Genomic DNA, 22423 nt, shown 5'->3' on the forward strand with positions numbered 1-22423 from the left:
GAGGTAGAGGCCTGGTCATGGCCAGGCCTCTACCTCGGCCGACCAGGCCTCTATCTCGCGAGGGGGGCAGCGGTGCCGTCCGTGAGCCGCAGGAGGTCTCCCGGCGCGAGGCCGACGTCGAGGCCGCGGCGCCCGCCCGAGACGTAGACGGCGTCGAACACGAGCGCGGAGTCGTCGAGGAACGTGCGGTGGCGCTGCTTCTGGCCGAGCGGCGAGATGCCGCCGACGACGTAGCCCGTCGCGCGCTCGGCCGCGGCGGGCTCGGCCATCGTCGCCTTCTTGCCGCCCGCCGCCTTGGCGAGGGCCTTGAGGTCGAGCTGGCGGTCGACCGGCACGATCCCCACGACCAGCGCGCCGCCGTCGACCACGGCGAGCAGCGTCTTGAACACCTGCTCCGCCGGGACCCCGATCGCCGCCGCGGCCTCCAGGCCGTAGGACAGGTCGCTCGACGGGTCGTGCTCGTACGGGTGCAGCGTGTGGGCGACGCCCTCGCGCTCGAGGAGCGCGACCGCGGGCGTGCCGGCGTGCGCGGACGACTTCGACTTCTTGGCCACGGGCCGATTCTGCCGTAGCGCCCTGCTACACGTTGACGTCGAGCAGGGAGCCGATGGCGTAGGTCACGCCCATCGCGATCGCGCCGCCGAGGACCGTGCGGACCGTCGCGCGCCGGGTCGGCGCGTTCCCGAGCCGGGCCGAGCCCCACCCCGTGAGCACGAGCGCGAGCACGACGGCGACGAACGTCAGCGGGATGCGCACGGCCTGCGGTGCGAGGAGGATCGCCGCGAGCGGCAGCAGGCCACCCACCGTGAACGACACGATGGACGCGACCGCGGCCTCCCACGGGCTCGTGAGCTCGTCGGGGTCGATGTGCAGCTCGGCGTCGGCGTGCGCGGCGAGCGGGTCGCGCTCGGTGAGCTGGACCGCGACCTGGCGCGCGAGGTCCGGCGTCAGTCCCTTCGCCTCGTAGATCCCCGTGAGCTCCGCGAGCTCGGCGTCCGGCATCTCGGCGAGCTCGCGCCGCTCGGTCGCGAGCAGCGCCTTCTCGGTGTCGCGCTGGGTGCTCACGGAGACGTACTCGCCCGCAGCCATGGACAGCGCTCCCGCGAGGAGTGCCGCGCCACCCGCCGTCGCGATGACCGGGATCGACGTGCTCGTCGCCGCGACGCCCACGACGACGCCCGCGGTCGACACGATGCCGTCGTTCGCGCCCAGGACCCCGGCGCGCAGCCGGTTGAGCCGAGATCCCGTGCTCTCGGGGTGGTGGGGCTCGCCGGGGTGCTGGCCGTTGCGCGGTGCGTCGCTCATGGCTTCACCGTAGGGGCCCACCGGCGCGGCGCGACCGGGGGCCGCGCGGGCTCCTGCGCGAGCGGCCGACGGCGCACACAGCGTGCGCCCCCAGGTCGCGGTGAGGTCTGATCAGGACATGGTGATCGAGCGGGAGACCCCGGGGGTCGACGGGCTGCGCGAGGCCCTGGACGCGCTGCGGGCGTGGCAGGACGACGCCGCGCCGCTCCAGCTGCACCCCGGCGACGTGGGCTGGTTCTGGCGGTTCGGCGCTCGGGCGACCGCCGCCGCGCTGCGGACGTGGCGCCGTGACGGGCGCGTCGTCGCCGTGGGGCTGCTCGACGGCCCGGACCTGCTCCGGCTCGCGATCGCGCCCGACCTGCTGCGCGACGACGAGCTCGCGCACCGGCTCGCCGACGACGCCACCCGGCCCGAGCGCGGCGTGCTGGGGGAAAGCGGGGCGTCGGTCGAGGCGCCGGTGGGAGCCCTCGTGGACGAGCGCCTGGCCGCGGCGGGCTGGCGCGTCGACGAGCGGTGGGCGCTCCTGCGCCACGACCTGGCCGACCCGGTCGAGGACCCGGGCGTCCGCGTGCGCGAGGTCGGGCCGCCGGAGGCTGCCGCGTGGGCCGAGACGCTCCGCTCGTCGTTCGGCGGGACGCGGGCCGTGCCGGAGCGCTGGCACGCGCTCGCGTCCGGGCTCCCGTACGCCGACGCACGCTGCCTCGTCGTGCACGACGGCCCGCCCGTCGCCGGCCCGCCCGACGGCGAGGCGGCCGACGGCGAGGCGGCCGACGACGAGGCGGTCGACGCCGGCGGGGCGACCGTCGTGGCCGTGATCGGCGTGTGGTCGGCCGGCCCGGGACGACCCGGGCTGATCGAGCCCATGGGGGTGCACGCCGACCACCGCGGCCGGGGTCTCGGCCGGGCGGTCACCCTCGCCGGCCTGGCGGCGCTCCGCGAGCTGGGCTCGTCGAGCGCGCTCGTCGCGACGCCGGCGTCCAACGTCGGGGGCGTCGCCACGTACGTCTCCGCGGGCTTCACCCACCTGCCGGAGCGGTTCGACCGGCGGCGCGACGGTTCGTGACCGCACCACCGCCCGCGCGGCGGGAGTGAGACCGTCGACGCAGGTCACGCCCCGTCCCTTACGCTGCTCGGCGTGACGCAGGGGAACTCCACGGACGACCGACCGACCACGCGCGCGGAGCGCTACGAGCACGGGAGAGGAGTGTTCGGCGCGGTCAACGCGACGGCGGGCGCCGTCCTCGCGGAGGCGCTCGCGGACGTGTCGCCCGAGCTCGAGCACCAGATCTCGGCCTGGGCGTACGGGGAGATCTACGCGCGCCCCCACCTGGAGCCGCGCGACCGGCAGCTCGTCACGCTCGGGATGCTCAGCGCCCTCGGCGGGTGCGAGCCCCAGCTCGAGATCCACGTCCGCACCGCGCTCGACGTCGGCCTCACACCGGCCGAGATCGTCGAGGCACTCCTCCAGTCGGCCGTCTACTGCGGGTTCCCGCGGGCGCTCAACGCGACGGCCGTGGCGAAGCAGGTCTTCGCCGAGCGCGGGCTGCTGCCGGTCGACTGAGCGGCCGGGGCGCGGCGGCGCCCCCGACCCGGGCCGCCCGACCAGGGCGCCCGGCGGTGATGCGCCCGTCGCGGCACCGGCCTACAGCGGCCCGACGGCCAGCACGGTCACGACCGGCTCGCCCGCCTCGTCGCTCGCCGCGAGGTCGACGCTGGCCGTGATCGCCCAGTCGTGGTCGCCCGCCGGGTCGTCGAGCACCTGCCGCACGAGCCACGTGCCCGCGGGGACCACCCCACCCGGGGCGTGCTCCGCCGTCGGGCCCTCGTGGCCTGCCGGGACCTCCGCGCCGGCCTCGACGACCTGGAAAAGCGCCGCGGCACGGGCCCCGGGGCCGATGCCGATCGCGTCGTCGCCCTGGTCGTCGAACAGCGGGTCGAGCGCGTCGCCCCACGCGTCCGCGTCCCAGCCCGCGCCGCCGTCGAGCGCGCCGAGCGCGCGGTAGTCCTCGCGGGACGCGAGCTCGACGCGGCGGAACAGCGCGTTGCGCACGAGGCGGCGGAAGGAGCGCGGGTTGCCCGTGACCGGCCGGGTCGGCGCCTCGGCGCCCGCGCCCGAGAGCGGACCGTCGCCGACCTCGCTGTCCGCGTCGTCGTCGACGGGGTGCGCGAGGCGCTCCCACTCGTCGAGGAGCGACGAGTCGACGCCGCGCACGAGCTCCCCGAGCCACTCGACGATCTCCTGCACCTCCTCGGTGCGGTGCTCCTCGGGGACGACCTGGCGCAGCGCGCGGTAGGCGTCCGCGAGGTAGCGCAGCACGACGCCCTCGGTGCGCTCGAGCCCGTAGACGGACACGAACTCCGCGAACGTCATGGCGCGCTCGACCATGTCGCGGACCACGGACTTGGGGGAGAGCTCGGCGTCCGCGACCCACGGGTTGGACCGCTTGTACATCGCGAACGCGGGCGCGAGCAGCTCCTCGAGCGGCTTGGGCCACGTGATCTCCTCGAGCAGCGCCATGCGCTCCTCGTACTCGTACCCCTCGGCCTTCATCGCGGCGACGGCCTCGCCCTTGGCGGCGTTCTGCTGCGCGTAGAGCACCTGGCGCGGGTCGTCGAGCGTCGCCTCGATGACCGAGACGACGTCGAGCGCGTGGGTCGCGCCCTCGACGTCGAGCAGGTCCAGGGCCGCGAGCGCGAACGGCGACAGCGGCTGGTTGAGCGCGAACTCGCGCGGCAGGTCACCGACGAGCCGCACGCTCGGGCGGTAGCCCTCCGGGCGCGACGGGTCGGGCACGCGCACGCGCTCGACGATCCCCGCGACGCGCAGCGAGCGGTAGATGCGCAACGTCTGGCGCACGTGCTCGCGGCGCTGGGTGTCGGTGTCGTGGTTCGCGAGGAGCAGGTGCCGCATCGCCTCGACGGGGTCGCGGCGCGGGTCGGTCGCGTCGGCCTGGCCGCCGCGACCGTGCTGCGCCGTGCGCGCGAGGACGTTGAGCACCATGGCGTGCGTCACGGTGAAGTGGCTCGTCAGGGGCTCGGGCTCGGCGTCGCGCAGGCGCTCGAACGTCGCGTCGGTCCAGTTCACCGAGCCCTGCGGCGCCTTCTTGCGGACGATCTTCTTGAGCTTCTTCGGGTCGTCGCCCGCCTTGGCGAGCATCTTGCGGTTCTCGATGACGTGGTCGGGCGCCATGACGAGCACCTCGCCCACGGTGTCGTACCCGGCGCGACCCGCGCGCCCCGCGATCTGGTGGAACTCGCGCGCCGTGAGGTGGCGCATGCGCTCGCCGTCGAACTTCACGAGGCTCGTGAGCAGCACGGTGCGGATCGGCACGTTGATGCCGACGCCGAGCGTGTCCGTGCCGCACACGACCTTGAGCAGGCCGGCCTGCGTGAGGCGCTCGACGACGCGCCGGTACTTGGGCAGCATGCCCGCGTGGTGCACGCCGACGCCGTGCCGCAGGAACTTGCTCAGCGTCTTGCCGAACCCGGTGCCGAAGCGGAAGTCGCCGAGCTCGGCGGCGATCGCCTCCTTCTCCGACTTCGTCGCGACGTTCATCGACAGCAGCGACTGTGCGCGCTCGACCGCGTCCTTCTGCGTGAAGTGCACGACGTACACGGGCGCGCGGCGCGTGCTGACGAGCTCCTCGATGACCTCGGTGAGCGGCTCGACGACGTAGCTGAAGTGCAGCGGGACCGGCCGCTGGGCGGTGGTCACCTCGGCGACGGGCCGGCCGGTGCGCTCCTCGAGCTCCTCGACGAACCGGGTCGTGTCGCCGAGCGTCGCGGACATGAGCAGGAACTGGGTGTTCGGCAGCTCGAGCAGGGGCACCTGCCACGCCCAGCCGCGCTGCGGGTCGGCGTAGAAGTGGAACTCGTCCATGACGACCTGGGAGATCGCGTCGTCGTCGACAGGTCCGGCGGTGACACCGTCACCGCCGCCACGGCGCAGCGCGATGTTGGCGAGGATCTCCGCCGTGCAGCAGATGATCGGGGCGTCGGGGTTCACCGCGGAGTCGCCCGTGGTCATGCCCACGTTCTTGGACCCGAACGCCGCGACGAGAGCGAAGAACTTCTCGCTGACCAGAGCCTTGAGCGGCGCCGTGTAGTAGGTGCGGCCGCCGCGGCCCGACCGGTGCGCGGCGAGCGCGGCGAACTGCGCGCCCATCGCGACGAGCGACTTCCCCGAGCCGGTGGGCGTCGACAGGATGACGTGCGATCCGGTGACCAGCTCGATGAGCGCCTCGCTCTGGTGCGGGTAGAGCTCGAGGCCCTGCTCCGTCGCCCAGGTGGTGAACCCCTCGTAGAGCGCGTCCGGGTCGGGGGCCTTGCCCGTCGGTGCGGGCACGTGCGCGAGGAGAGCCGGGGTGCGGCCGGTCGTGGTGGTCACGGCACGAGTCTGTCAGGTGTGGAGCGCCGGGGACGTCGACCGGACCCGTCGCGCCGGCCGCGGGGTCGGTGCGGATCTGGCGCTGCCGAACCCGGGGTTGTTCCCCGGTTCGCCGCCGAACGGGGGACAACCCCGGGTTCGGCAGCTGGCGAGACCGGGGCGCCGGGGGTTGATAGCGCTGTCAACGTGTGCGAGGGTATGCCGCGGGACCGGCGTCGAGGCCGGGTCCCGCCTCCGAGTCATCGATGACCGCCGACCCCACGCCGCCGTGGGACCAAGGGGAGCACCACATGCGGGCAGACAGCGCTATCAACGCTGATCGCGATCCATTCCCGACACGTACCCGACCGTCACGCTCGCGCCCGCCGCGTCGCGGCGGGCGTCGACGTCGCGCGGGCGCCGCCATCGCCCTGGCCACCGCGGCGAGCCTCGCGCTCCCGCTGACCGCGTACGCGGCGCCCGGGTTCGCGACGTCGTCCACGCCCACCGCCGGGACGGAGGCAGCGACGGGGTCCGATGCCGCCGCTGCCGTCGTCGACGGCCCGCTGGTCGACTACGTCAACCCGTTCATCGGGACCAAGGACGACGGCAACACGTACCCGGGCGCCGCCGTCCCGTTCGGCATGGTGCAGCTGTCGCCGGACAACGGTCACAACGTCGGGTACGACTACGACCGCACGTCGGTCCGCGGCTTCTCGCTCGTGCACCTGTCGGGCGTCGGCTGCGGGCTCGGCGGCCCGCTGCCCACGCTCCCGACGACGGGCGCGATCACCTCGACCGACTACGGCCAGTACGCGCTGGGTTTCTCGCACGACGACGAGGAGGCCTCGCCGGGGTACTACCGCGTGGGTCTCCAGGCGGCAGCCGGAACGATCGAGGCCGAGCTCACCGCGACCGCGCGCACGGGCGTCCAGCGCTACACGTTCCCGGCGACGGCGCAGGCGAACGTCCTGCTCAACGCCGGCCAGGCGCTCAACCGCGTGACGGAGTCCGACGTGCGCGTCGTCGACGACCGCACGGTCGAGACCCGCATCACCGTGCGCGGCTTCTGCCAGGACACCGAGCCGCAGACGATCTGGACCCGCACGACCTTCGACCGTCCCTTCGTCGCGCACGGCACGTGGGACGGCGCGACCGTCACCGCGAGCTCGGACACCGCGTCGGGCGGCGAGGGTCGGCGCGGCGCGTACGTCACGTTCGACACGACCGGCGGCGACCTCGACGTCGAGGCCGTCACCGCGATGAGCTTCGTGGGCGCCGACGGCGCCGCGGCGAACCTCGCGGCGGAGGCGGGGACGTTCGACGCCGTGCACGACGCCGCGCGCACGGCCTGGGAGGAGCGTCTCGGCCTCGTGCAGGTCGCGCAGGGCGCGGAGGACGACCTGCGCACGTTCTACTCGTCGCTCTACCGCAGCTTCCTCGCGCCGAACGTCGGCTCCGACGTCGACGGGCGCTACCGCGGCTGGGACCAGGAGGTCCACGCCGCCGAACCGGGCTTCACCTACTACCAGAACTACTCGCTGTGGGACACGTACCGCACGCAGCAGCAGCTCCTGTACCTGCTCGCACCCGACGAGTCGGCCGACATGGCGCTCTCGCTCGTGCGCCAGGGCCAGCAGGGCGGCTGGCTCCCGCGCTGGGGCTACGGCACGGTCGAGACGAACATCATGACCGGCGACCCGGCGACGCCGTTCCTCGTCAGCGCGTGGCGGCAGGGGCTGCTCACGGGCCACGAGGAGGAGGCGTACGCGGTCCTGAAGGAGAACGCCGACGGCGTCCCGCCTGCGGACTCGCCCTTCAACGGGCGCGCGGCGAACGTCGAGTACCTGCGCGACGGGTTCGTCCCGCACGAGCCCGCGCGCTCGGGCAAGCCGGGCGACTACGACCTCCAGCACGGCGCCTCGGCGACCATGGAGTACGCCCTCGCCGACGCCATGCTCTCGACGATGGCGCGCGGCCTCGGCCACGACGAGGACGCCGACCGCTACGCGGCCCGCGGCCAGAGCTACCGCAACGTGTTCGACCCGCGCACGGGCAACTTCCGGGCGCGCAACGCCGACGGGTTCTTCGTGGGTGATGCGGACCCCGCGCACTCGGACGGGTTCCACGAGGGCACGGCCGTGCAGTACCAGTGGCTCGCGCAGCAGGACGTCCCCGGCCTGTTCGACCTCATGGGCGGCACCGACGCCGCGGTCGACCGTCTCGACGCCTTCTTCGCGTACGACGAGCTCGTCGCCGACCCCGCGCGCGTCGCGAGCGAGGTGTGGGTCAACGGCACGTACGACTACTACGGCTGGGAGACCTACAACCCGAACAACGAGCCGAACCTCCATGCGCCGTACGTGTACCTGTGGACCGGTCAGCCGTGGAAGACGACGGACGTCGTGCGCGCCGCGGCGACGCTGTTCACCGACGGCCCCGACGGCGTCACGGGCAACGACGACCTCGGCACGATGTCCGCGTGGCACGTGCTGTCGTCGATCGGTGTGTACCCGATCGTCCCGGGCACCGACCTGTGGGGCCTGACGACGCCGCTGTTCGACGACGTGACGATCACGCTCGACCCCGAGGTCTTCGGTCGGGACTCCCTGCACCTCACGGCGGACGGCGTCGCGCGCGACGCGCACTACACGCAGTCCGTCTCGCTCGGCGGCGAGCCGCTGGACCGCGCCTGGGTCACGGGTGACGAGCTCACCGCGGCGGGCACGCTCGACGTGGCCGTGGGCACCGCGCCGTCCGCGTGGGCGACCGACCCTGCGGCCTCGCCGGGCGCCGTCGTGCCGGCGGACGGCACGGTCGAGCGCCTGTTCGTCGGGGCGACGCCGCGGCAGCCGGTCCTCGCGCCGGGCGGGCAGACCGACGTCGCCGTCCAGGTCGTCGCGCAGGGTGCGGGGACCTCGACGGGGACGCTCGAGGTCACGTCCGACGGCGCCGTGACGGCGACGACCGACCTCGCCGAGTGGACCGCCGAGTCCGACGGCCTGCCGGCCACGGTCGAGGGGACGGTCACCCTTGCCGCGGCGGCGGACGCCGAGCCGGGCGTGCACACCGTGCGGCTCGTCGTGCACGACGCCGCGGGGACCGAGGCAGTGCGTGAGATCTCGGTCGTCGTGTCCGGGGAGTCGTGGATCGCGGGCGCGTTCGACAACGTCGGCATCGGCGACGCCGGTGCGGCCAACGCGAACCTCGACGGGTCCGGCGCGTACCTCCTGCGCGACCTGCTCGCCGACCTCGGCGTGGTCCAGGGCCTCGAGCTGACCGTCCCGGGCACCGACCTGACCTACCTGCTCGGCGCCGCACCCGCCGGCGAGCCGGACAACGTCGCGGCGAACGGACAGGTGCTCGAGGTGCCCGAGGCCCAGCGCGGTGCGCGGACGCTCTCGCTCGTCGGGACGGCGACGCACGGCACGCAGCGCGGCGACCTCGTCCTCGGGTTCGCCGACGGGACGAGCCAGACGACCCAGGTCGCCCTGAGCGACTGGTGCACGGGCTCGCCCGAGCCGGGCAACATCCTCGTCGCCAAGCCGGGCGCACGGGGCAACGGGACCGGGACGGACAGGTTCGGCTGCGGGCTCTACGCCACGGCGCCCGTCACGCTGCCCGAGGGCAAGGTGCTGACGAGCCTCACCCTCCCGCGCAACACGCGGTTCCACGTGTTCGCGGTCGCGACCGACGCGACCGGGGTGGCCCCGGCGCCCCAGGTCGAGGTCACGGCGCAGGCCCGCTGCATGGGCGGCAAGGCGTTCGTCGCGGTGCGCGCGCTCAACACCGGCGAGCAGCCCGCCGCGATCGAGCTCGCGACCCCGTACGGCTCGAAGCTCTTCGCCGAGGTCGTGCCCGGGGCGAACGCCTACCAGTCGTTCGCCACGCGTGCCGCGGCCGTCGAGGCGGGCGAGGTCACGGTCACCGTGACGGCGCCCGACGGCGAGCCCCAGCAGGTCACGGCCGCGTACGACGCCGCCGCCTGCTCCTGATCGACGGTGGCGCGGGGCCGCACGGTCCCGCGCCACCGTCCTCCAACCCGCGCTCCCGCACCCGCGGGCCGGCGCGGCTGGACTGCTCGCGCCATCGACGACATCGAGAGAGGGACGACCCATGACCGGTACGACGACGTACCCGGCCCCGCGACCCCGCGACCGCCGGACCACCGCGCCGCTCGCCCTGCTGGCGGCGCTCACGACGCTCGCGCTCGTGCTCGCCGCGGCGCTCCAGGCGCCGGCGGCGCGCGCCGCAGAGGCGTTCACGCCGACCGAGGTGGTCGGCGCCGGCACCACCTGGCGCTACCTGGACGACAACACCGACCCGGCCGCGGGTGCCGCCGACCGGACCGCGTGGGCGGACCCGGCGTTCGACGACGCGGCGTGGAAGACCGGCCGACCGGGCTTCGGCGCGGTCAACGGGACCGCGAGCGGCATCGGGGGCGGCAACACGATCACGACCCTGCTCGACTACTGGATCACCCAGACGCCCAAGGTCGTCGTGCCCGCGTACTTCTTCCGCACGACCGTGACCCTCGACGCGGCCACGCTCGACGCGATCACCGGCCTGCGCGGCACGCTCGTCTACGACGACTCCGCCACCGTGTACGTCAACGGCGAGCGCGTCGCCGGGTGGGGCGACTCGATGATCACCCGCAACCTGCAGTACCAGGACAGGGCCGGCGCGACCGCGCCGCTGCGCGAGACGCTCGTCGTCCCCGCCGACGTGCTCGTCCCGGGCGAGAACACGATCGCGGTCGAGATCCACCAGTGCAACGAGACGAGCTCGGACGTCTTCTTCTCCCTCGCGCTCTCCACCACCGACGACCCGTCGATGCCGTTCCCGCAGGACGTCCTCGACCGGACCTACGCGTCCGACGCGACGCCGTCGGCCCCGACCGGGCAGGACTGGTTCACCTGGATGCTGCGGGGGTTCGCGGACCTGCGCGCGAAACACCCCGAGATCCTCTCGCCCAACGAGCCCGGCCGGCCCACGAGCGCCAACGACCTCGGCTCGCTCGCGCGCAACAACGCCTACGTCGCCGGGGACCCGCAGGTGCAGCGCGCGCTGACCGACGGGCGCGGCTCGGCCTACGAGACCATGGCGGACGCGCTCGGCAGCGAGCTCGGGCCGATCTACCGCGACGCGCTCGCCGACGGGCGTCTCCCCAAGACGAAGGCCCTGCTGTCCGGGCGCGTCGAGAAGTCGGTCGGCAACCACGAGCCCGCCAAGGCCGCGTACGACTACAAGCGCCCCTTTGTCCGGCTCGGCTTCACGTCCGCCGGCGGCCACGTCAACGCGTTCGAGACCTCCGGCAGCTACGAGGGCCTGCGCACCAACGGCTCGTTCCCCAGCGGGCACACCAACCACGGCTACGCGCAGGGCACCGTGCTCGCCACGCTCCTGCCGGAGCTCGCGCCGCAGATCCTCGCGCGCGCGTCCGAGTACGGCGACAACCGCCTCGTGACCGGCTTCCACTACCCGCTCGACGTCATGGGCGGCCGCATGACCGGGCAGAACATCGCGCAGCTCCGGTGGTCCGACCCCGCGTTCCGCGTGCTCCTCGAGCAGGCCCGGACCGAGCTCGTGACCGTGCTGGAGCGGGCGTGCGGCGACGAGATCGCCGTGTGCGCCCAGGACCAGGTGCCCTACCTCCCCACCGACCAGGCGCTCGCGGTGTACGACCAGCGCCTGACGTACGGGTTCCCGCGCGTCGGTGAGGCGGGCCGCGAGGTCCAGGTCCCGGCCGGCGCCGAGGACCTGCTGCGTACGGCGTTCCCCGACCTCACCGGCGACCAGCGCCGCCTCGTCCTCGCCGCGACCGCGCTCGACTCGGGTTTCGCGCTCGACGTCGCGGGCGAGGCCGAGTGGCAGCGCGTCGACCTCGCGGCCGCGATGGCGGCGGACGTCGTCGTGAACGCCGACGGCACGCTCACCGTGGACGGCGAGGTCGTGGGCGAGCCGACGGCGCCGCTCGTCGACGTCGAGACGTCCGCGCGGTGCCTCGCCGGCACGCCGTACGTCGCGGTCCGCGCCCGCAACGTGTCCGACGACGCGCTCGCCGTCGCGCTCGTCACCGGCGCGGGGGAGAGGTCTTTCGCCGCGGTGGCCCCCGGCGCCAACGCGTACCAGTCCTTCGCCGTGCGCGGCGTGGAGACGGGGGCGGACGTGCCCGTGACCGTCACGGCGACCGGCCCCGGCGGCGCGACCCAGGAGGTCGCGCGAGACGTCGCCGTCCCGTCCTGCGGCTGACAGACCGACCCGGGAGGCGCCGAGGGAACGCCTCCCGGGTCATCTCTCCCCGGTCCGCTCCCTGGCGCCTCGCCGACCCGTCGGGCACGCTGGTGCCCCGCAGCGACGACGGAGGCGCAGTGACCGAGGAGTACCAGGGCAGGCCGGCGATCCATGCGGAGACGCCGCAGGAGTGGCGGGCGTGGCTCGCCGAGCACCACGACGACCCCGAGCCCGGGGTGTGGCTCCTCACCTGGCGGCGCGAGAGCGGCCGCACGACCTACGGGTACGAGCCCTGGATCGAGGAGGCGCTGTCCTACGGCTGGATCGACGGGCAGGCCGCGACGGTGGACGCCGACCGGCACGCGCTCTGGTTCACGCGCCGCCGGCGCGGCAGCCGCTGGACCCGCCTGAGCAAGGAGCGCGTCGCGCGCATCGAGGCGGACGGGCGCATGACCGACGCCGGACGCGCCGTCGTGGACGCCGCGAAGGCCGACGGGTCGTGGACGCGGCACGACGACGCCGAGGCGCTCGTCGTCCCCGACGACCTCGCCGCGGCGCTCGGCGAGCGGCCGGGCGCCCGCGCGCACTTCGACGCGTTCACGCCGGGCGTCCGCCGCGCGATCCTCGGCTGGATCGTCGAGGCGAAGCGTCCCGAGACCCGCGCGCGCCGGATCGCGGAGACCGCCGACCAGGCGGAGCAGGGCGTCGCGGCGCACCAGCCGCGCCGCTAGCCCGAACGCTCAGCGCACGACGCCCAGGGCGGCGGCCGTGGCGTCGTCGGCGGGGAAGAACGACTCGATCGCGATCTCGTCGAGCGTGACGTCCCGCGGGGAGCCGAACACCGTCATCGTGTAGAGGAACGCGAGCTCGCCGTCCGGGGTCGCGAGGCGCAGCGGCACGACGGCGTCGCTCGCCGGGGAGCGGTCGTCGCGCCGGTGCCCCTCGGGCGGCAGGTAGCCCTCCACCTCGGCGAGCAGGGCGGCGAGCGCCGGGTCGCCCGTGCGGTCGAGCTGGCGGCGCACGCGCCGTCGGACGTGCGCTCCCCACTCCGCGAGGTTCGCGATCCGCGCGGCGAGGCCGTCCGGGTGCAGGGTCAGGCGCAGCACATTGACTGGTGGCTCGCGCAGCCGGTCGGGCACGCCGTCGAGGAACGTGCTCGCGGCGGCGTTGGCGGCCAGCAGGTTCCAGCGCCCGTCGACGGCCATCGCGGGGAACGGCTCGTGCCCGGCGAGCACGAGGTCGACGGCCCGGCGGGCGGCCGCGAGCGTCGCGGTCGACAGCGGCGTCTCGCGGTGCCGCGGGGCGTAGCCCGCCGCGAGGTAGACGTCGTTCCGCGACCGCAGCGGGACGTCGAGCTCGTCGCACAGGCGGTCGATCATGTCCCGGCTGGGTTGCGCCCGGCCGGTCTCCACGAAGCTGATGTGGCGTGGCGAGACGTCGGCGCCCAGCGCGAGGTCGAGCTGCGAGCGCCGACGCCGCACGCGCCACTCGCGCAGCATCGATCCGGCGGGTGCGTCCACGGGAGGCATGGACCCACCCTGCCGTTCCTCGGAGGGCCGGCCAACTACCTCCGAGGTCATCGACACCGTGTCGTGGCCCGGCAGACGGTGGTGCTCCGGCACCCCGCCGGACCGTCACGGCGCCGCGGCCCAGGCGCCGGCAGAGGAGGGACCATGACCGAGACGACGACGCGGACCGCGACGGCGGTCGAGCGCTACCTGGAGTTCTGGAACACGGCGGACGCGGCCGGTCGCGACCGGCTCGCGCGCGACACGTTCTCCCGCGACGTCGAGTACGTCGCCCCCGTGACGCGTGCCGGGGGGTGCGACGCGGTCCTGGCGTTCGCGACCGAGCTGCTCACGCACGTCGCGGGGCACCGGTTCGAGGCGCGCTCGGCGCCGGACCTGCTCGACGACCGGCTGCGCCTGCGGTGGCGCGCGGTCGCCCCCGACGGGTCGGAGTTCGCGACCGGCACCGACGTCCTGCACGTCCGGCCCGACGGGCTCGTGTCGTCGGTGACGACGTTCCTGGACCGCGCGCCCGACGGCTTCGTCGCGCACCACCACTGACTCGCTGAGTGCAGGAGATAGCCGCTGTCCCATCGAGACGACGGCGACCAACTCCTGCACTCAGCAGGTCGGGGCGTCAGGAGAGGTCCCAGAGCAGGCGGTAGTAGGCGATGCGTTCCGGGTCCGGGTCGACGCCGTAGCCCGCGTAGACGTGGCCCTCGTACCCGGGGCCGTAGTTCCACTCGGTGCTCCACGCCGCGACGGCGAGGTCGGCCCAGCGGTCCGCGACCCCGAGCGAGCCGAGGTCGACGTGCGCGGCGAACTTGCCATCGTCGTGCAGGAGGGTGTTGGGCACGCACGCGTCGCCGTGGCACACCACGAGCCGGTCGACGGCGGGCGGGTCGTCGAGCCGGGACCTCGCCTCGGCGACGCCCAGGCCGCGGTGCTCGGGGAACCACCCGTCCGGGCCGTCGCCGCGGGCGAGGCGCGCGTCCGCGTTCGACACGCGATCCTCGACCGCCCAGGTGAACGGGCACGACCCGACGGGCAGCGCGTCGTGCAGCGCGCGCAGCCCTCGCCCGATCGCGCGGGCGGCGGTCGCCGGGTCGGCGACCCAGCGCGGCTCGACCGCCGACCGTCCCGGGACGGCGCGCGTGACGAGCCAGGCGCCGTCGTCGTCGGAACCCTGGGCGAGGACGTGCGGGACCGGGGCGCGGTCGCCGACCCAGGCGAGGCGTGCGGCCTCGCCCGAGAGGTCGATCTCGGGCGTGCCCGCGGGCACCCACTTGGCGAACCGGGTCCCGTCGGCGCCGTCGAGCCGGAACGTCAGCCCTCCGAGCTCGTTGCGCCACACGGGCGTGGTGACGTCGTCGCCGGCGAGCGCGCGGACGGCGTCGGGCACGACGACCGGGCCGGTCGGGACGGCGGCGAGCGGGACGCGACTCATGCGCGCGATCCTCGCACGCCGGGCCCGCGCATCAGGGAGCGCACGTCGGCCCTCCCTCCGGACGGGGGCGCGGGACCCCGACGGCGGGAGAGCCCGCCGGTCCCGCGACGACGGAGGGAACGACGATGACGACCGTCCTGACGACACTGCCGACCTGGCCGCGCGTGCGACGCGGCGCCAACGGGCACCCGGTCCAGACGCTCCAGCACCTGCTGCGCCACCGCGGGCACGAGATCGCCGTCGACGGGCTGCTCGGACCGCGCACCGAGGGCGCCGTCCGCGCCTTCCAGGACGTGGCCGGCCTCGACGTCGACGGCGTCGTGGGCCCGGCGACGTGGGCCGCGCTCGTCGTGGTGGCGCGCCGGGGGAGCGTCGGCGAGGCCGTGCGCGCGGTGCAGCGCGAGGCCGTCGCGCGCGACCTGTCCGGCGGACCGGAGCCGGTGCTCGCCATCGACGGGCAGTTCGGCCCCCGCACCGAGGCCTGGGTGCGCGGCTTCCAGGACGCGCTGCACGCGGGCTTCCCGGAGGTCGTCGTCGACGGCGTCGTCGGGCCCGTGACCTGGCGCTGCCTCGTCAGCGGGATGCTGTCGCACTGACCTCGCGCGCGTCCGGCTCGCTGCCGACGAGCGCGTCGCACACGGCGAGCAGCCGCGCGCGCAGCGCCGCGCCGCGCTCCGCGAACGCGCGCTGGTGGCGCACGTACTCCGCCTTGCCCTCGGGCGTCTCGATCGCGACGGGGTCGAGCCCGTACGACGACACGTCGTAGGGCGACGCCTGCATGTCGACGACGCGGACGTCGCGCGCGAGCTCGAAGCAGTCGAGCACGAGGTCGCCCGGGACGGCGGGCGTGAGCTTGAGCGCCCACTTGTAGAGATCCATGGTCGCGTGCAGGCAGCCGGGCTGCTCCAGGGCGGGCTGGTTCTCGCGCGTCGGCCGCAGGCGGTTGAGCGGGCCGGCCTCGGGGGTGAAGAAGCGGAACGCGTCGAAGTGCGAGCACTGCACCGGGTGGGACTCGACGACGCGGTCGGTGCCGTCGTGCCCCAGGCGCAGGGGGAGCGGGTGCCGGTGGTCGCGGCCGGTGGCCCGGTCGCGGTAGACCATCGCCCACTCGTGCAGCCCGAAGCACCCGAACCGGCCGGGCCGCGACGCCGTGGCGGCGAGCAGGGCGCGCAGGTAGCGCACCGTGTCGCCGCGGTCGGCGAGGAACGCGCCGGCGTCGAGCGTCAGTCCCGCGGGGGTCTCGCGGTACCACCGCCACGCGCCGCGCGCCGTGTACGGGTCGGCGGGCTCGTCGTCGGGCCGAGGTGCGGTCTCGGGGGCGGGCACGCGGCCCTCCGGCGGGGCGAGCACGACGCCGGGGCCCGGGTGCCAGCGGCGGAGCTGCGCCGGGCGCGTGGGGTAGTAGGTGAAGAGGAAGTCCTCGATCGCGTGCTTCTCGCCGCGCGGCTTGCGCTCCCGCCACCCCGCGGTGAACGCGTCCGCCCGCTCGGCGTGGGCGTGCTCGCGCGAGGTCCACTCCTCGGCCGGGAGCACGACGGTGCCGACGACGGCGGTCGTCGGGGAGGCCGGGGTGGCGGTCGAGGGCACGGTCCCAGGGTACGAGAGCACCGTGGCCGGGCCGACGGGACGGGTTTCACCCGGGCGGCATTTTCCCGATGTGGGCGCGAGCGGGAAGAATGCTCGTGAACGTGCTGTGAAGGCCCGGCACGCCCGCCCGGAGCGACCTCGTCGCCCCGGCACCCGACCCGTTTGGACCGATCTCGCGGCGACGCCGCGGAGGAGCACCATGTCGCAGCCGCCCACGGCACCGCAGGACCCGTACCAGTTCGACCCCTACCGGCCGCACGGCGCGGACCCGGCGCAGCAGGCGCCGTCGCACGACGCCTGGGCGCCGCAGGGCGAGGCGCCGACGCAGCCGTACGGGTCGGCGAACGACGCGTACGCGGCCCCGGGCTACGGCGCGGCGCCGGAGCAGGCTCCCTACGGCGCGGGTCAGGCACCCTACGGCGCCGGCCAGGCGCCCGTGTACGGCACGGACCAGCAGCAGGGATACGGCCAGCAGGCCGGGTACGGCCAGCCCTCCGGCGACCCTGCGCAGCAGCCGTACCCGCAGCCGTACCCGGACCCCGCGCAGCAGGCGTACGGCCAGCCCTACGGCGACCCGGCGCAGCAGCCGTACGGCAGCCCGTACGGCAACGGCTACTCGGCGTACACCGCGCCCGCCCCGGCGACGAGCACGATCGCGATCGTCGGCTTCGTCCTGGCGATCCTCGGCTTCCTCGGGAGCTGGATCCCGTTCGTCAACATCTTCGCGGCGCTTCTCGGCATCACCGGTGTCGTGCTCGGGTTCGTCGGGCTGTCCCAGGTGAAGCAGGGTCGCTCCGGCAAGGGCTTCTCGATCACGGCGATCGTGCTCGGCGTGCTGTCCGTCCTGGCGACGATCCTCATGTGGGTGGTCTTCGTCGTCGCGGCGAACGAGGCCTCGACGCAGTACGAGCAGACGCTCTCGGAGGTCCAGGAGGAGTCCGACCGCGCGTTCGGCGAGGCGACGGACGACATCCTCGCGAACGACCTCGGCGTGGAGTTCGGGACCTTCGAGGGTACGGCCGACGAGCTCGGCTGGGTCGAGTCCTCGCTGCCGGTCACGTTCACCAACACGTCCGACGAGCCCCTCACGTTCGACATCGACGTGGACGCGGTCGCCGCTGACGGCACCGTGATCGAGAGCGACTGGGCGTACTCCGAGACGCTGGAGCCGGGCGCCTCGGAGACCGTGGAGATCTTCGACTTCATCGACGCCGAGAACCTCGAGGCCATGAAGACGGCCACGTTCGAGGTGACGCAGGCGAGCGCGTACTGACGACGGCTGCACAGGACGGAGACCGAGCGTGAAGGACCCCGCGACCTCGCCCGGGGCGAGCGCGCGCGAGCCCGCCTGGGGCACGGCGCCCGGCACCGAGCGGGACCCCGCCGAGGGCGGCCGCGCGCCGGACCCCGAGGCTCCCGGGACGCCGCCCACACCGCGCGGCGAGGGTGAGACCGTCCCGGCCGCCAGGGCGCGGCCCCGTGGGCGGTGGTCGTGGGCGACGGCCGCGCTCGTGGCCGCGACGCTCGGCGTCCTCCTCGTCGTCGCCGTGCTCGCCACCGAGACGGTGACGGCTCGGCGCGGCTGGGCGCACGTCGGCGGCCTCTACGCGGTCGCGGGCGCCGCGGTGGTCGCGGTGGGTGCGGTCGTGTGGCGGCGGGGCACGCGTGGCGTGGCCGGCGCGACGCGCGCGCTCGTCGCGCTCCTCACCGGCACCGTGGTGCTCACGGCGTGGGTGACGGTCGACGTGATGACGGGCGGCGGTCCGGGCTACGGTGCCGGCAGCTCGCTGCGCGGTTATCCGTTCGGCGGCGGCTACGACGAGGGTCCCGAGATCGGGGCCGCCTCGGACCGGGTCTGGTACGGGGAGTCCGTGCGCTACACGGACGGCCTCGTCGTCTCGGTCTCGGCGCCCCAGCCGTACACGCCGACCGAGGACGCCTCCGTGCGCGAGGACGACCACCCGCACGCGGTCCGCCTCCGCGTGCGGGTCACGAACGGTACCGGTCAGGAGGTCGACCCGGGCGGGCTCGACCTGCAGCCCGTGTCGGGCGGGCTCGTCGCCCGCAGGGTCTTCGACTATGCCCCCGACGTGCTGCTCGACGACCCGGACACCATCGCCCGGGGGACGAGCGCCGAGTGGGACCTCGTGTACAACGTGTACGACCCCGCGGACGTCGCCGTCGGGCTCGAACCGACCTGGGCGAACTACGCGGTGGCCGTGTTCTCCTGGTGACCCGCGCGCAGGGTGGTGCGCCGTGCGTCACTCCGTGCGGTCGAGGTACTCCTGCGCGAGCCGCTTCGGGGCGCGTGCGAGCCACGCGTCCTGGAGCAGCTCCTCCAGCTCCGGGACGGCGACGAGGTCGAGCCGGGCGAGGACGATCGGGTACCCGTCGAAGTGGCTCGTCGTGAGGAAGACCGCGGGATCGTCGCCGAGCAGCGCCGCCTTCTCGCCCTCGTCGGCGACGCGGAACGCGACGGGCGGTTCGACGGGCGCCGTCTCGCCGAGCTCGTCGAGGTCCTTCGCCCGCAGCGGCCGCTCCCAGACGAAGAGCTTGCCGTGCACGGTCCACTGCCGGGGACCCTTGAGGTCCGTGTCCGGCAGCGCCGAGACGATCCGCTCGACGTCCTCCCACGAGGCCATGCCTCCACGGTAGGCCGCCGGTCGACGACGGACAACACGATCGGCCGGCTGACCGCGGCGGCGCGTCAGAAGGGTGCGACCTTCCCGAGCGGCGGGAAGATCTCGTCGAGCTCGGCCAGGTCCTCGGCCGTCGGGGTCCAGGCCCCGGCCGCGGCGTTCTGCCGCACCTGCTCGGGCTTCGTCGCGCCGGCGATGACGCTCGACACCTGCGGGCGCGACAGCAGCCACCCGAACGCGACCTGCACCTCGGTGATCCCGCGCACCTGGCAGAACGCGCCGAGGCGCGCGAGCGCCTCCCACGGCGCCGACTCCAGGAGGTGCGGCTTCGACGTGACGAGGCGACCGTCGTCGGGCCGCGCGCCGTGCGCGTACTTGCCCGTGAGGAGGCCGTTCGCGAGCGGGAAGTAGGGGAGCACCCCGAGCCCGTACGCGGCCGCCGCGGGCAGCACCTCGAGCTCGGCCGCGCGGTCGACGAGGTTGTACTGGTTCTGCGCCGACACGAAGCGCACGGTCCCGGCGGCGCGGGCGGTGAACTCGGCCTCGGCGACCTGCCAGCCCGCCCGGTTGGAGTGTCCGACGTAGAGCACCTTGCCCGCGCGCACGAGGTCGTCGAGCGCGGCGAGCGTCTCCTCGATCGGCGTCCGCGGGTCGGGGGTGTGGAACTGGTAGAGGTCGATGCGGTCCGTGCCGAGGCGGCGCAGGGAGTCCTCGACGGCACGCACGACGTAGCGCCGCGACCCGCGGGCGCCGAAGTCCTCGCCCGCGGCCCCGTGCATCGACATGCCGAACTTCGTCGCGACCACGACGTCGTCGCGACGCGACCCGAGCGCCTGGCCGAGCAGCTCCTCGCTCAGCCCGGGGCGACCCCCGTAGGTGTCGGCCGTGTCGAAGAACGTCACCCCCGCGTCGAGCGCGGCGTCGACGACGGCGCGCGTCCCCTCGAGCGTCTCCGTCACCGTGCGGGGGCGGCCGAAGTTGTTGCACCCCAGCCCGACGGCGGACACGGCGAGTCCGGACCGGCCGAGTCGGCGCAGGGCGGGGCGGGGTGCGGTTCCGTCGTTCGCAGTCGTCATGCGGCGACCCTACGACGGGCCACGGGCGGCCGTGACCGCGGACGCGCGCGCCGCGACCGCGGCGAAGAGCCGCTCGAGCGGCCCGCGCCCCAGCGCCCAACGCCACAGGGTCGCGACCGCGAGCGTCGCGAGGACGAGCGCGAGGAGGGGGCCGTTCGTCGTCTGCTCGAACGCCGCGTCACCCCACGCCCACACCACGACGATCTGCGCCGTGTACACCGTGAGGGCCATCGCGCCGACGGCGGCGACGGGCGCCAGGACCCAGCGCCCGAGCCGGCCCGCGAAGAGGCACGACCCCAGCACCGCGACGGCGAACCCGCCCGACCCCACCACCTCCGGCAGGGTGTCGGTGTGCGGTCCGGCGAGCCACAGGTACGCGCTGGTCGGCCACGGGTCGGACCAGTCCAGCGGCTCGGGCCGGAAGCTGCTCGACCACGCCGCGGCGGCGTCCTCGACGGCCTGGGCCCCGCCGAGGGGCCCGGTCATCGTCGCCGAGAGCCCGTACCCGATGCCCAGGGCGAGCAGCCCGCCGCCCACGAGCCCGACGCGCGTGGCGGTCGAGGACAGGTCGGAGCGCCCGATCGCGATCCCGACCAGCACGTACGCCATCCACACGACGGCGGGGTAGTGCCCGGACACGAGGAAGTCCGTGAAGGCGCCCGAGCCGTCGTCGGGCAGGTGCAGCCCGGCGCGCGCGAGCACCTCGGGGAGCCAGTACGCGAGCACCGGCCCGACCACCGCGACCGCGCCCGCGAGCGCGAGCAGGTCGCGGCGGCGCCAGCGCAGGAACGGCAGGGCGAGCACGAAGTACGCGGCGTAGAAACCGAGGATGAGCAGGACGCGCGTGCCCAGCAGGTCCAGCAGGCCCACGAGCCCGAGGAGCATCACGGCGCGCACGAGGATGCGCGTGCGGGTCTGGAGCGCGGGCAGCCCGTCGAGGGGCGTCCGCCCGCCGGAGACGATCGCGAGCGACACCCCCGCCACGAGCGCGAAGAGGATCGACGACCGCCCGTGGGACAGCGAGAGCCAGCCGGAGACCTCCCCGAAGTCCTCGGACGTGTACCCGACGTGCGCGGTGAACATGCCGAGGACGGCGATCCCGCGCGCGACGTCGACCCCCGTGACGCGCCCCGGCCCGCCGAGCAGGAGGGTGACGTGCCGCCGCGCGAAGCCGGGGGAGCGCGCGGGGTCGCCCGGGGAGGGTGTCGTGCCGGTCGCGGCCGTCATGGGGGGATTGTCCGTGCGCGGGCGCGCTCCCACCCGGCCGCCACGCCGGAGCGGTCGACGGTGCGATGCCCGCGCGGACCGCGCGCCCAGAGTGTGAGAACGGGGTCGAGAACGATGCACGTCCGGCCTACGGTGCGGGTATGACGCACACCCCCCACGGCGCCGACGCGGCCGCCGACCACCACGCCGACGCCCCCACCGGGGCCGGCAGCGACCCGGCGCAGGAGTCCGAGTCGTACACGCACGGCCACCACGAGTCCGTGCTGCGCTCCCACCGGTGGCGCACCGCGGAGAACTCGGCCGGCTTCCTCCTGCCGCACCTGCGCGCGGGCATGAGCGTCCTCGACGTGGGCTGCGGCCCGGCGACGGTCACCGTCGACCTCGCCGACCGCGTGGCCGGGGGGCGGGTCGTCGGGGTCGACGCGTCCGAGGCCGTCCTGGACAGCGCGCGCGAGCTCGCCGCCCAGCGCGGCACCGCGAACATCACGTTCCAGCACGCGAACGCGTACGAGCTGCCGTTCGCGGACGGCACGTTCGACGTCGTCTACGCGCACCAGCTCCTGCAGCACCTGTCCGACCCGGTCGGCGCGCTGCGCGAGATGAAGCGGGTCGCGAAGCCCGGCGGGCTCGTCGCCGTGCGCGACGCCGACTACGCCGCCATGACCTGGTACCCCGAGTCCCCGGGCCTCACCGAGTGGAACACGCTCTACCACGAGGTCACGCACGCGTACGGGTTCGAGGCCGACGCCGGGCGCCGCCTCTTCTCCTGGGTCCAGGACGCCGGGTTCGACCTCGACGGCATCGCGCCCACGGCGAGCACGTGGTGCTACGCGACCCCCGCCGACCGCACGTGGTGGGGCGGCCTCTGGGCCGAGCGCTGCGTCGCCTCGAACTTCGCCGTGCAGGCGAAGGAGTCGGCGCTCGCGGACGACGTCGCGCTCGAGCAGCTCGCGCAGGACTGGCTGCGCTGGGCCGAGGAGCCCGCGGGCTGGTTCGCGGTCCTCAACGGCGAGGTCCTCGCCCGCGCGTGAGCC

General features: G+C 74.8%; 19 protein-coding genes. 10 read left to right on the forward strand and 9 right to left on the reverse strand.

Going from position 1 to position 22423, the window contains the following annotated elements:
* Positions 1–50: 50 nt before the first annotated feature.
* The gene (ybaK, locus tag FB00_RS08780; RefSeq protein WP_047232539.1) at positions 51–554 is read right to left on the reverse strand and encodes a Cys-tRNA(Pro) deacylase; all 504 of its coding nucleotides are present in this window, start codon (positions 552–554) and stop codon (positions 51–53) included.
* Positions 555–579: 25 nt separating this feature from the next.
* Positions 580–1305 (reverse strand): VIT1/CCC1 transporter family protein, encoded by a 726-nt coding sequence (locus tag FB00_RS08785; RefSeq protein ID WP_047232540.1) that lies wholly within the window; start codon positions 1303–1305, stop codon positions 580–582.
* 118 nt (positions 1306–1423) lie between these two features.
* Here FB00_RS08785 and FB00_RS08790 point away from each other — a divergent pair, with 118 nt between their 5' ends.
* Both FB00_RS08790 and FB00_RS08795 read left to right on the forward strand, forming a co-directional pair.
* Positions 1424–2368, forward strand: coding sequence for a GNAT family N-acetyltransferase (locus tag FB00_RS08790; RefSeq protein WP_047232541.1), 945 nt, complete (start codon positions 1424–1426; stop codon positions 2366–2368).
* Between the two features lie 72 nt (positions 2369–2440).
* On the forward strand, positions 2441–2866 hold the full coding sequence (locus FB00_RS08795; protein ID WP_047232542.1) for a carboxymuconolactone decarboxylase family protein: 426 nt from the start codon (positions 2441–2443) through the stop codon (positions 2864–2866).
* A gap of 81 nt (positions 2867–2947) precedes the next feature.
* Here FB00_RS08795 and FB00_RS08800 read toward each other — a convergent pair whose 3' ends face one another.
* Positions 2948–5692, reverse strand: coding sequence for a DEAD/DEAH box helicase (locus FB00_RS08800; RefSeq protein WP_047232543.1), 2745 nt, complete (start codon positions 5690–5692; stop codon positions 2948–2950).
* Between the two features lie 290 nt (positions 5693–5982).
* Here FB00_RS08800 and FB00_RS21630 point away from each other — a divergent pair, with 290 nt between their 5' ends.
* The 3 genes from FB00_RS21630 (at position 5983) to FB00_RS08815 (ending at position 12636) form a co-directional block, all read left to right on the forward strand.
* The gene (locus FB00_RS21630; protein WP_082141158.1) at positions 5983–9666 is read left to right on the forward strand and encodes a GH92 family glycosyl hydrolase; all 3684 of its coding nucleotides are present in this window, start codon (positions 5983–5985) and stop codon (positions 9664–9666) included.
* Positions 9667–9787: 121 nt separating this feature from the next.
* Complete coding sequence (locus tag FB00_RS08810; protein WP_052877557.1) at positions 9788–11923, forward strand: acid phosphatase; 2136 nt, start codon at positions 9788–9790, stop codon at positions 11921–11923.
* Positions 11924–12042: 119 nt separating this feature from the next.
* On the forward strand, positions 12043–12636 hold the full coding sequence (locus FB00_RS08815) for a YdeI/OmpD-associated family protein (protein WP_172820092.1): 594 nt from the start codon (positions 12043–12045) through the stop codon (positions 12634–12636).
* 9 nt (positions 12637–12645) lie between these two features.
* Here the strand turns inward: FB00_RS08815 and FB00_RS08820 are convergent, their stop codons facing one another.
* Complete coding sequence (locus FB00_RS08820) at positions 12646–13434, reverse strand: helix-turn-helix domain-containing protein (protein WP_047232544.1); 789 nt, start codon at positions 13432–13434, stop codon at positions 12646–12648.
* A 144-nt stretch (positions 13435–13578) separates the two neighbouring features.
* Here FB00_RS08820 and FB00_RS08825 point away from each other — a divergent pair, with 144 nt between their 5' ends.
* Positions 13579–13974, forward strand: coding sequence for a nuclear transport factor 2 family protein (locus FB00_RS08825; protein ID WP_047232545.1), 396 nt, complete (start codon positions 13579–13581; stop codon positions 13972–13974).
* A 76-nt stretch (positions 13975–14050) separates the two neighbouring features.
* Here the strand turns inward: FB00_RS08825 and FB00_RS08830 are convergent, their stop codons facing one another.
* A complete protein-coding gene (locus FB00_RS08830; RefSeq protein ID WP_047232546.1) occupies positions 14051–14860 on the reverse strand; it encodes an aminoglycoside 3'-phosphotransferase in 810 nt (269 codons plus the stop codon).
* A 125-nt stretch (positions 14861–14985) separates the two neighbouring features.
* On the opposite strand from FB00_RS08830, the gene FB00_RS08835 reads away from it, so the two are divergent.
* Positions 14986–15456, forward strand: coding sequence for a peptidoglycan-binding domain-containing protein (locus FB00_RS08835; protein WP_047232547.1), 471 nt, complete (start codon positions 14986–14988; stop codon positions 15454–15456).
* Here FB00_RS08835 and FB00_RS08840 read toward each other — a convergent pair.
* Positions 15434–16447, reverse strand: a complete 1014-nt coding sequence (locus FB00_RS08840) for a 3-methyladenine DNA glycosylase (protein WP_369799801.1) — start codon at positions 16445–16447, stop codon at positions 15434–15436. The genes FB00_RS08835 and FB00_RS08840 overlap by 23 nt on opposite strands.
* 199 nt (positions 16448–16646) lie before the next feature.
* Here FB00_RS08840 and FB00_RS21050 point away from each other — a divergent pair, with 199 nt between their 5' ends.
* Together FB00_RS21050 and FB00_RS08850 are read left to right on the forward strand one after the other, a co-directional pair.
* Positions 16647–17720, forward strand: a complete 1074-nt coding sequence (locus FB00_RS21050) for a DUF4190 domain-containing protein (protein ID WP_052877558.1) — start codon at positions 16647–16649, stop codon at positions 17718–17720.
* Positions 17721–17748: 28 nt separating this feature from the next.
* The gene (locus FB00_RS08850; protein ID WP_047232548.1) at positions 17749–18681 is read left to right on the forward strand and encodes a hypothetical protein; all 933 of its coding nucleotides are present in this window, start codon (positions 17749–17751) and stop codon (positions 18679–18681) included.
* 27 nt (positions 18682–18708) lie between these two features.
* Here the strand turns inward: FB00_RS08850 and FB00_RS08855 are convergent, their stop codons facing one another.
* The 3 genes from FB00_RS08855 to FB00_RS08865 form a co-directional block, all read right to left on the reverse strand.
* Positions 18709–19089: an MmcQ/YjbR family DNA-binding protein gene (locus FB00_RS08855; RefSeq protein WP_047232549.1), complete on the reverse strand. Its 381-nt coding sequence runs from the start codon at positions 19087–19089 to the stop codon at positions 18709–18711.
* Between the two features lie 65 nt (positions 19090–19154).
* Positions 19155–20162 carry an aldo/keto reductase gene (locus FB00_RS08860; RefSeq protein ID WP_047232550.1) on the reverse strand — a complete coding sequence of 336 codons (1008 nt, stop codon included), beginning with the start codon at positions 20160–20162 and terminating at the stop codon, positions 19155–19157.
* A gap of 9 nt (positions 20163–20171) precedes the next feature.
* Complete coding sequence (locus tag FB00_RS08865; RefSeq protein WP_047232551.1) at positions 20172–21389, reverse strand: heparan-alpha-glucosaminide N-acetyltransferase domain-containing protein; 1218 nt, start codon at positions 21387–21389, stop codon at positions 20172–20174.
* 140 nt (positions 21390–21529) lie between these two features.
* Here FB00_RS08865 and FB00_RS08870 point away from each other — a divergent pair, with 140 nt between their 5' ends.
* A complete protein-coding gene (locus FB00_RS08870; RefSeq protein ID WP_082141153.1) occupies positions 21530–22420 on the forward strand; it encodes a methyltransferase domain-containing protein in 891 nt (296 codons plus the stop codon).
* The last annotated feature ends 3 nt before the right edge of the window (positions 22421–22423 follow it).

This window comes from Cellulosimicrobium funkei (assembly GCF_001019615.1).
Lineage (GTDB): Bacteria > Actinomycetota > Actinomycetes > Actinomycetales > Cellulomonadaceae > Cellulosimicrobium > Cellulosimicrobium cellulans_E.

Bases quoted from the DNA above. Each gene is read 5' to 3' on its own strand.
- FB00_RS08785 (WP_047232540.1), bottom strand. From the start codon at position 1,305: ATGAGCGACGCACCGCGCAACGGCCAGCACCCCGGCGAGCCCCACCAC.
- FB00_RS08790 (WP_047232541.1), top strand. From the start codon at position 1,424: ATGGTGATCGAGCGGGAGACCCCGGGGGTCGACGGGCTGCGCGAGGCC.
- FB00_RS21630 (WP_082141158.1), top strand. From the start codon at position 5,983: ATGCGGGCAGACAGCGCTATCAACGCTGATCGCGATCCATTCCCGACA.
- FB00_RS08810 (WP_052877557.1), top strand. From the start codon at position 9,788: ATGACCGGTACGACGACGTACCCGGCCCCGCGACCCCGCGACCGCCGG.
- FB00_RS08820 (WP_047232544.1), bottom strand. From the start codon at position 13,434: ATGCCTCCCGTGGACGCACCCGCCGGATCGATGCTGCGCGAGTGGCGC.
- FB00_RS08825 (WP_047232545.1), top strand. From the start codon at position 13,579: ATGACCGAGACGACGACGCGGACCGCGACGGCGGTCGAGCGCTACCTG.
- FB00_RS08830 (WP_047232546.1), bottom strand. From the start codon at position 14,860: ATGAGTCGCGTCCCGCTCGCCGCCGTCCCGACCGGCCCGGTCGTCGTG.
- FB00_RS08835 (WP_047232547.1), top strand. From the start codon at position 14,986: ATGACGACCGTCCTGACGACACTGCCGACCTGGCCGCGCGTGCGACGC.
- FB00_RS21050 (WP_052877558.1), top strand. From the start codon at position 16,647: ATGTCGCAGCCGCCCACGGCACCGCAGGACCCGTACCAGTTCGACCCC.
- FB00_RS08855 (WP_047232549.1), bottom strand. From the start codon at position 19,089: ATGGCCTCGTGGGAGGACGTCGAGCGGATCGTCTCGGCGCTGCCGGAC.
- FB00_RS08860 (WP_047232550.1), bottom strand. From the start codon at position 20,162: ATGACGACTGCGAACGACGGAACCGCACCCCGCCCCGCCCTGCGCCGA.
- FB00_RS08865 (WP_047232551.1), bottom strand. From the start codon at position 21,389: ATGACGGCCGCGACCGGCACGACACCCTCCCCGGGCGACCCCGCGCGC.
- FB00_RS08870 (WP_082141153.1), top strand. From the start codon at position 21,530: ATGACGCACACCCCCCACGGCGCCGACGCGGCCGCCGACCACCACGCC.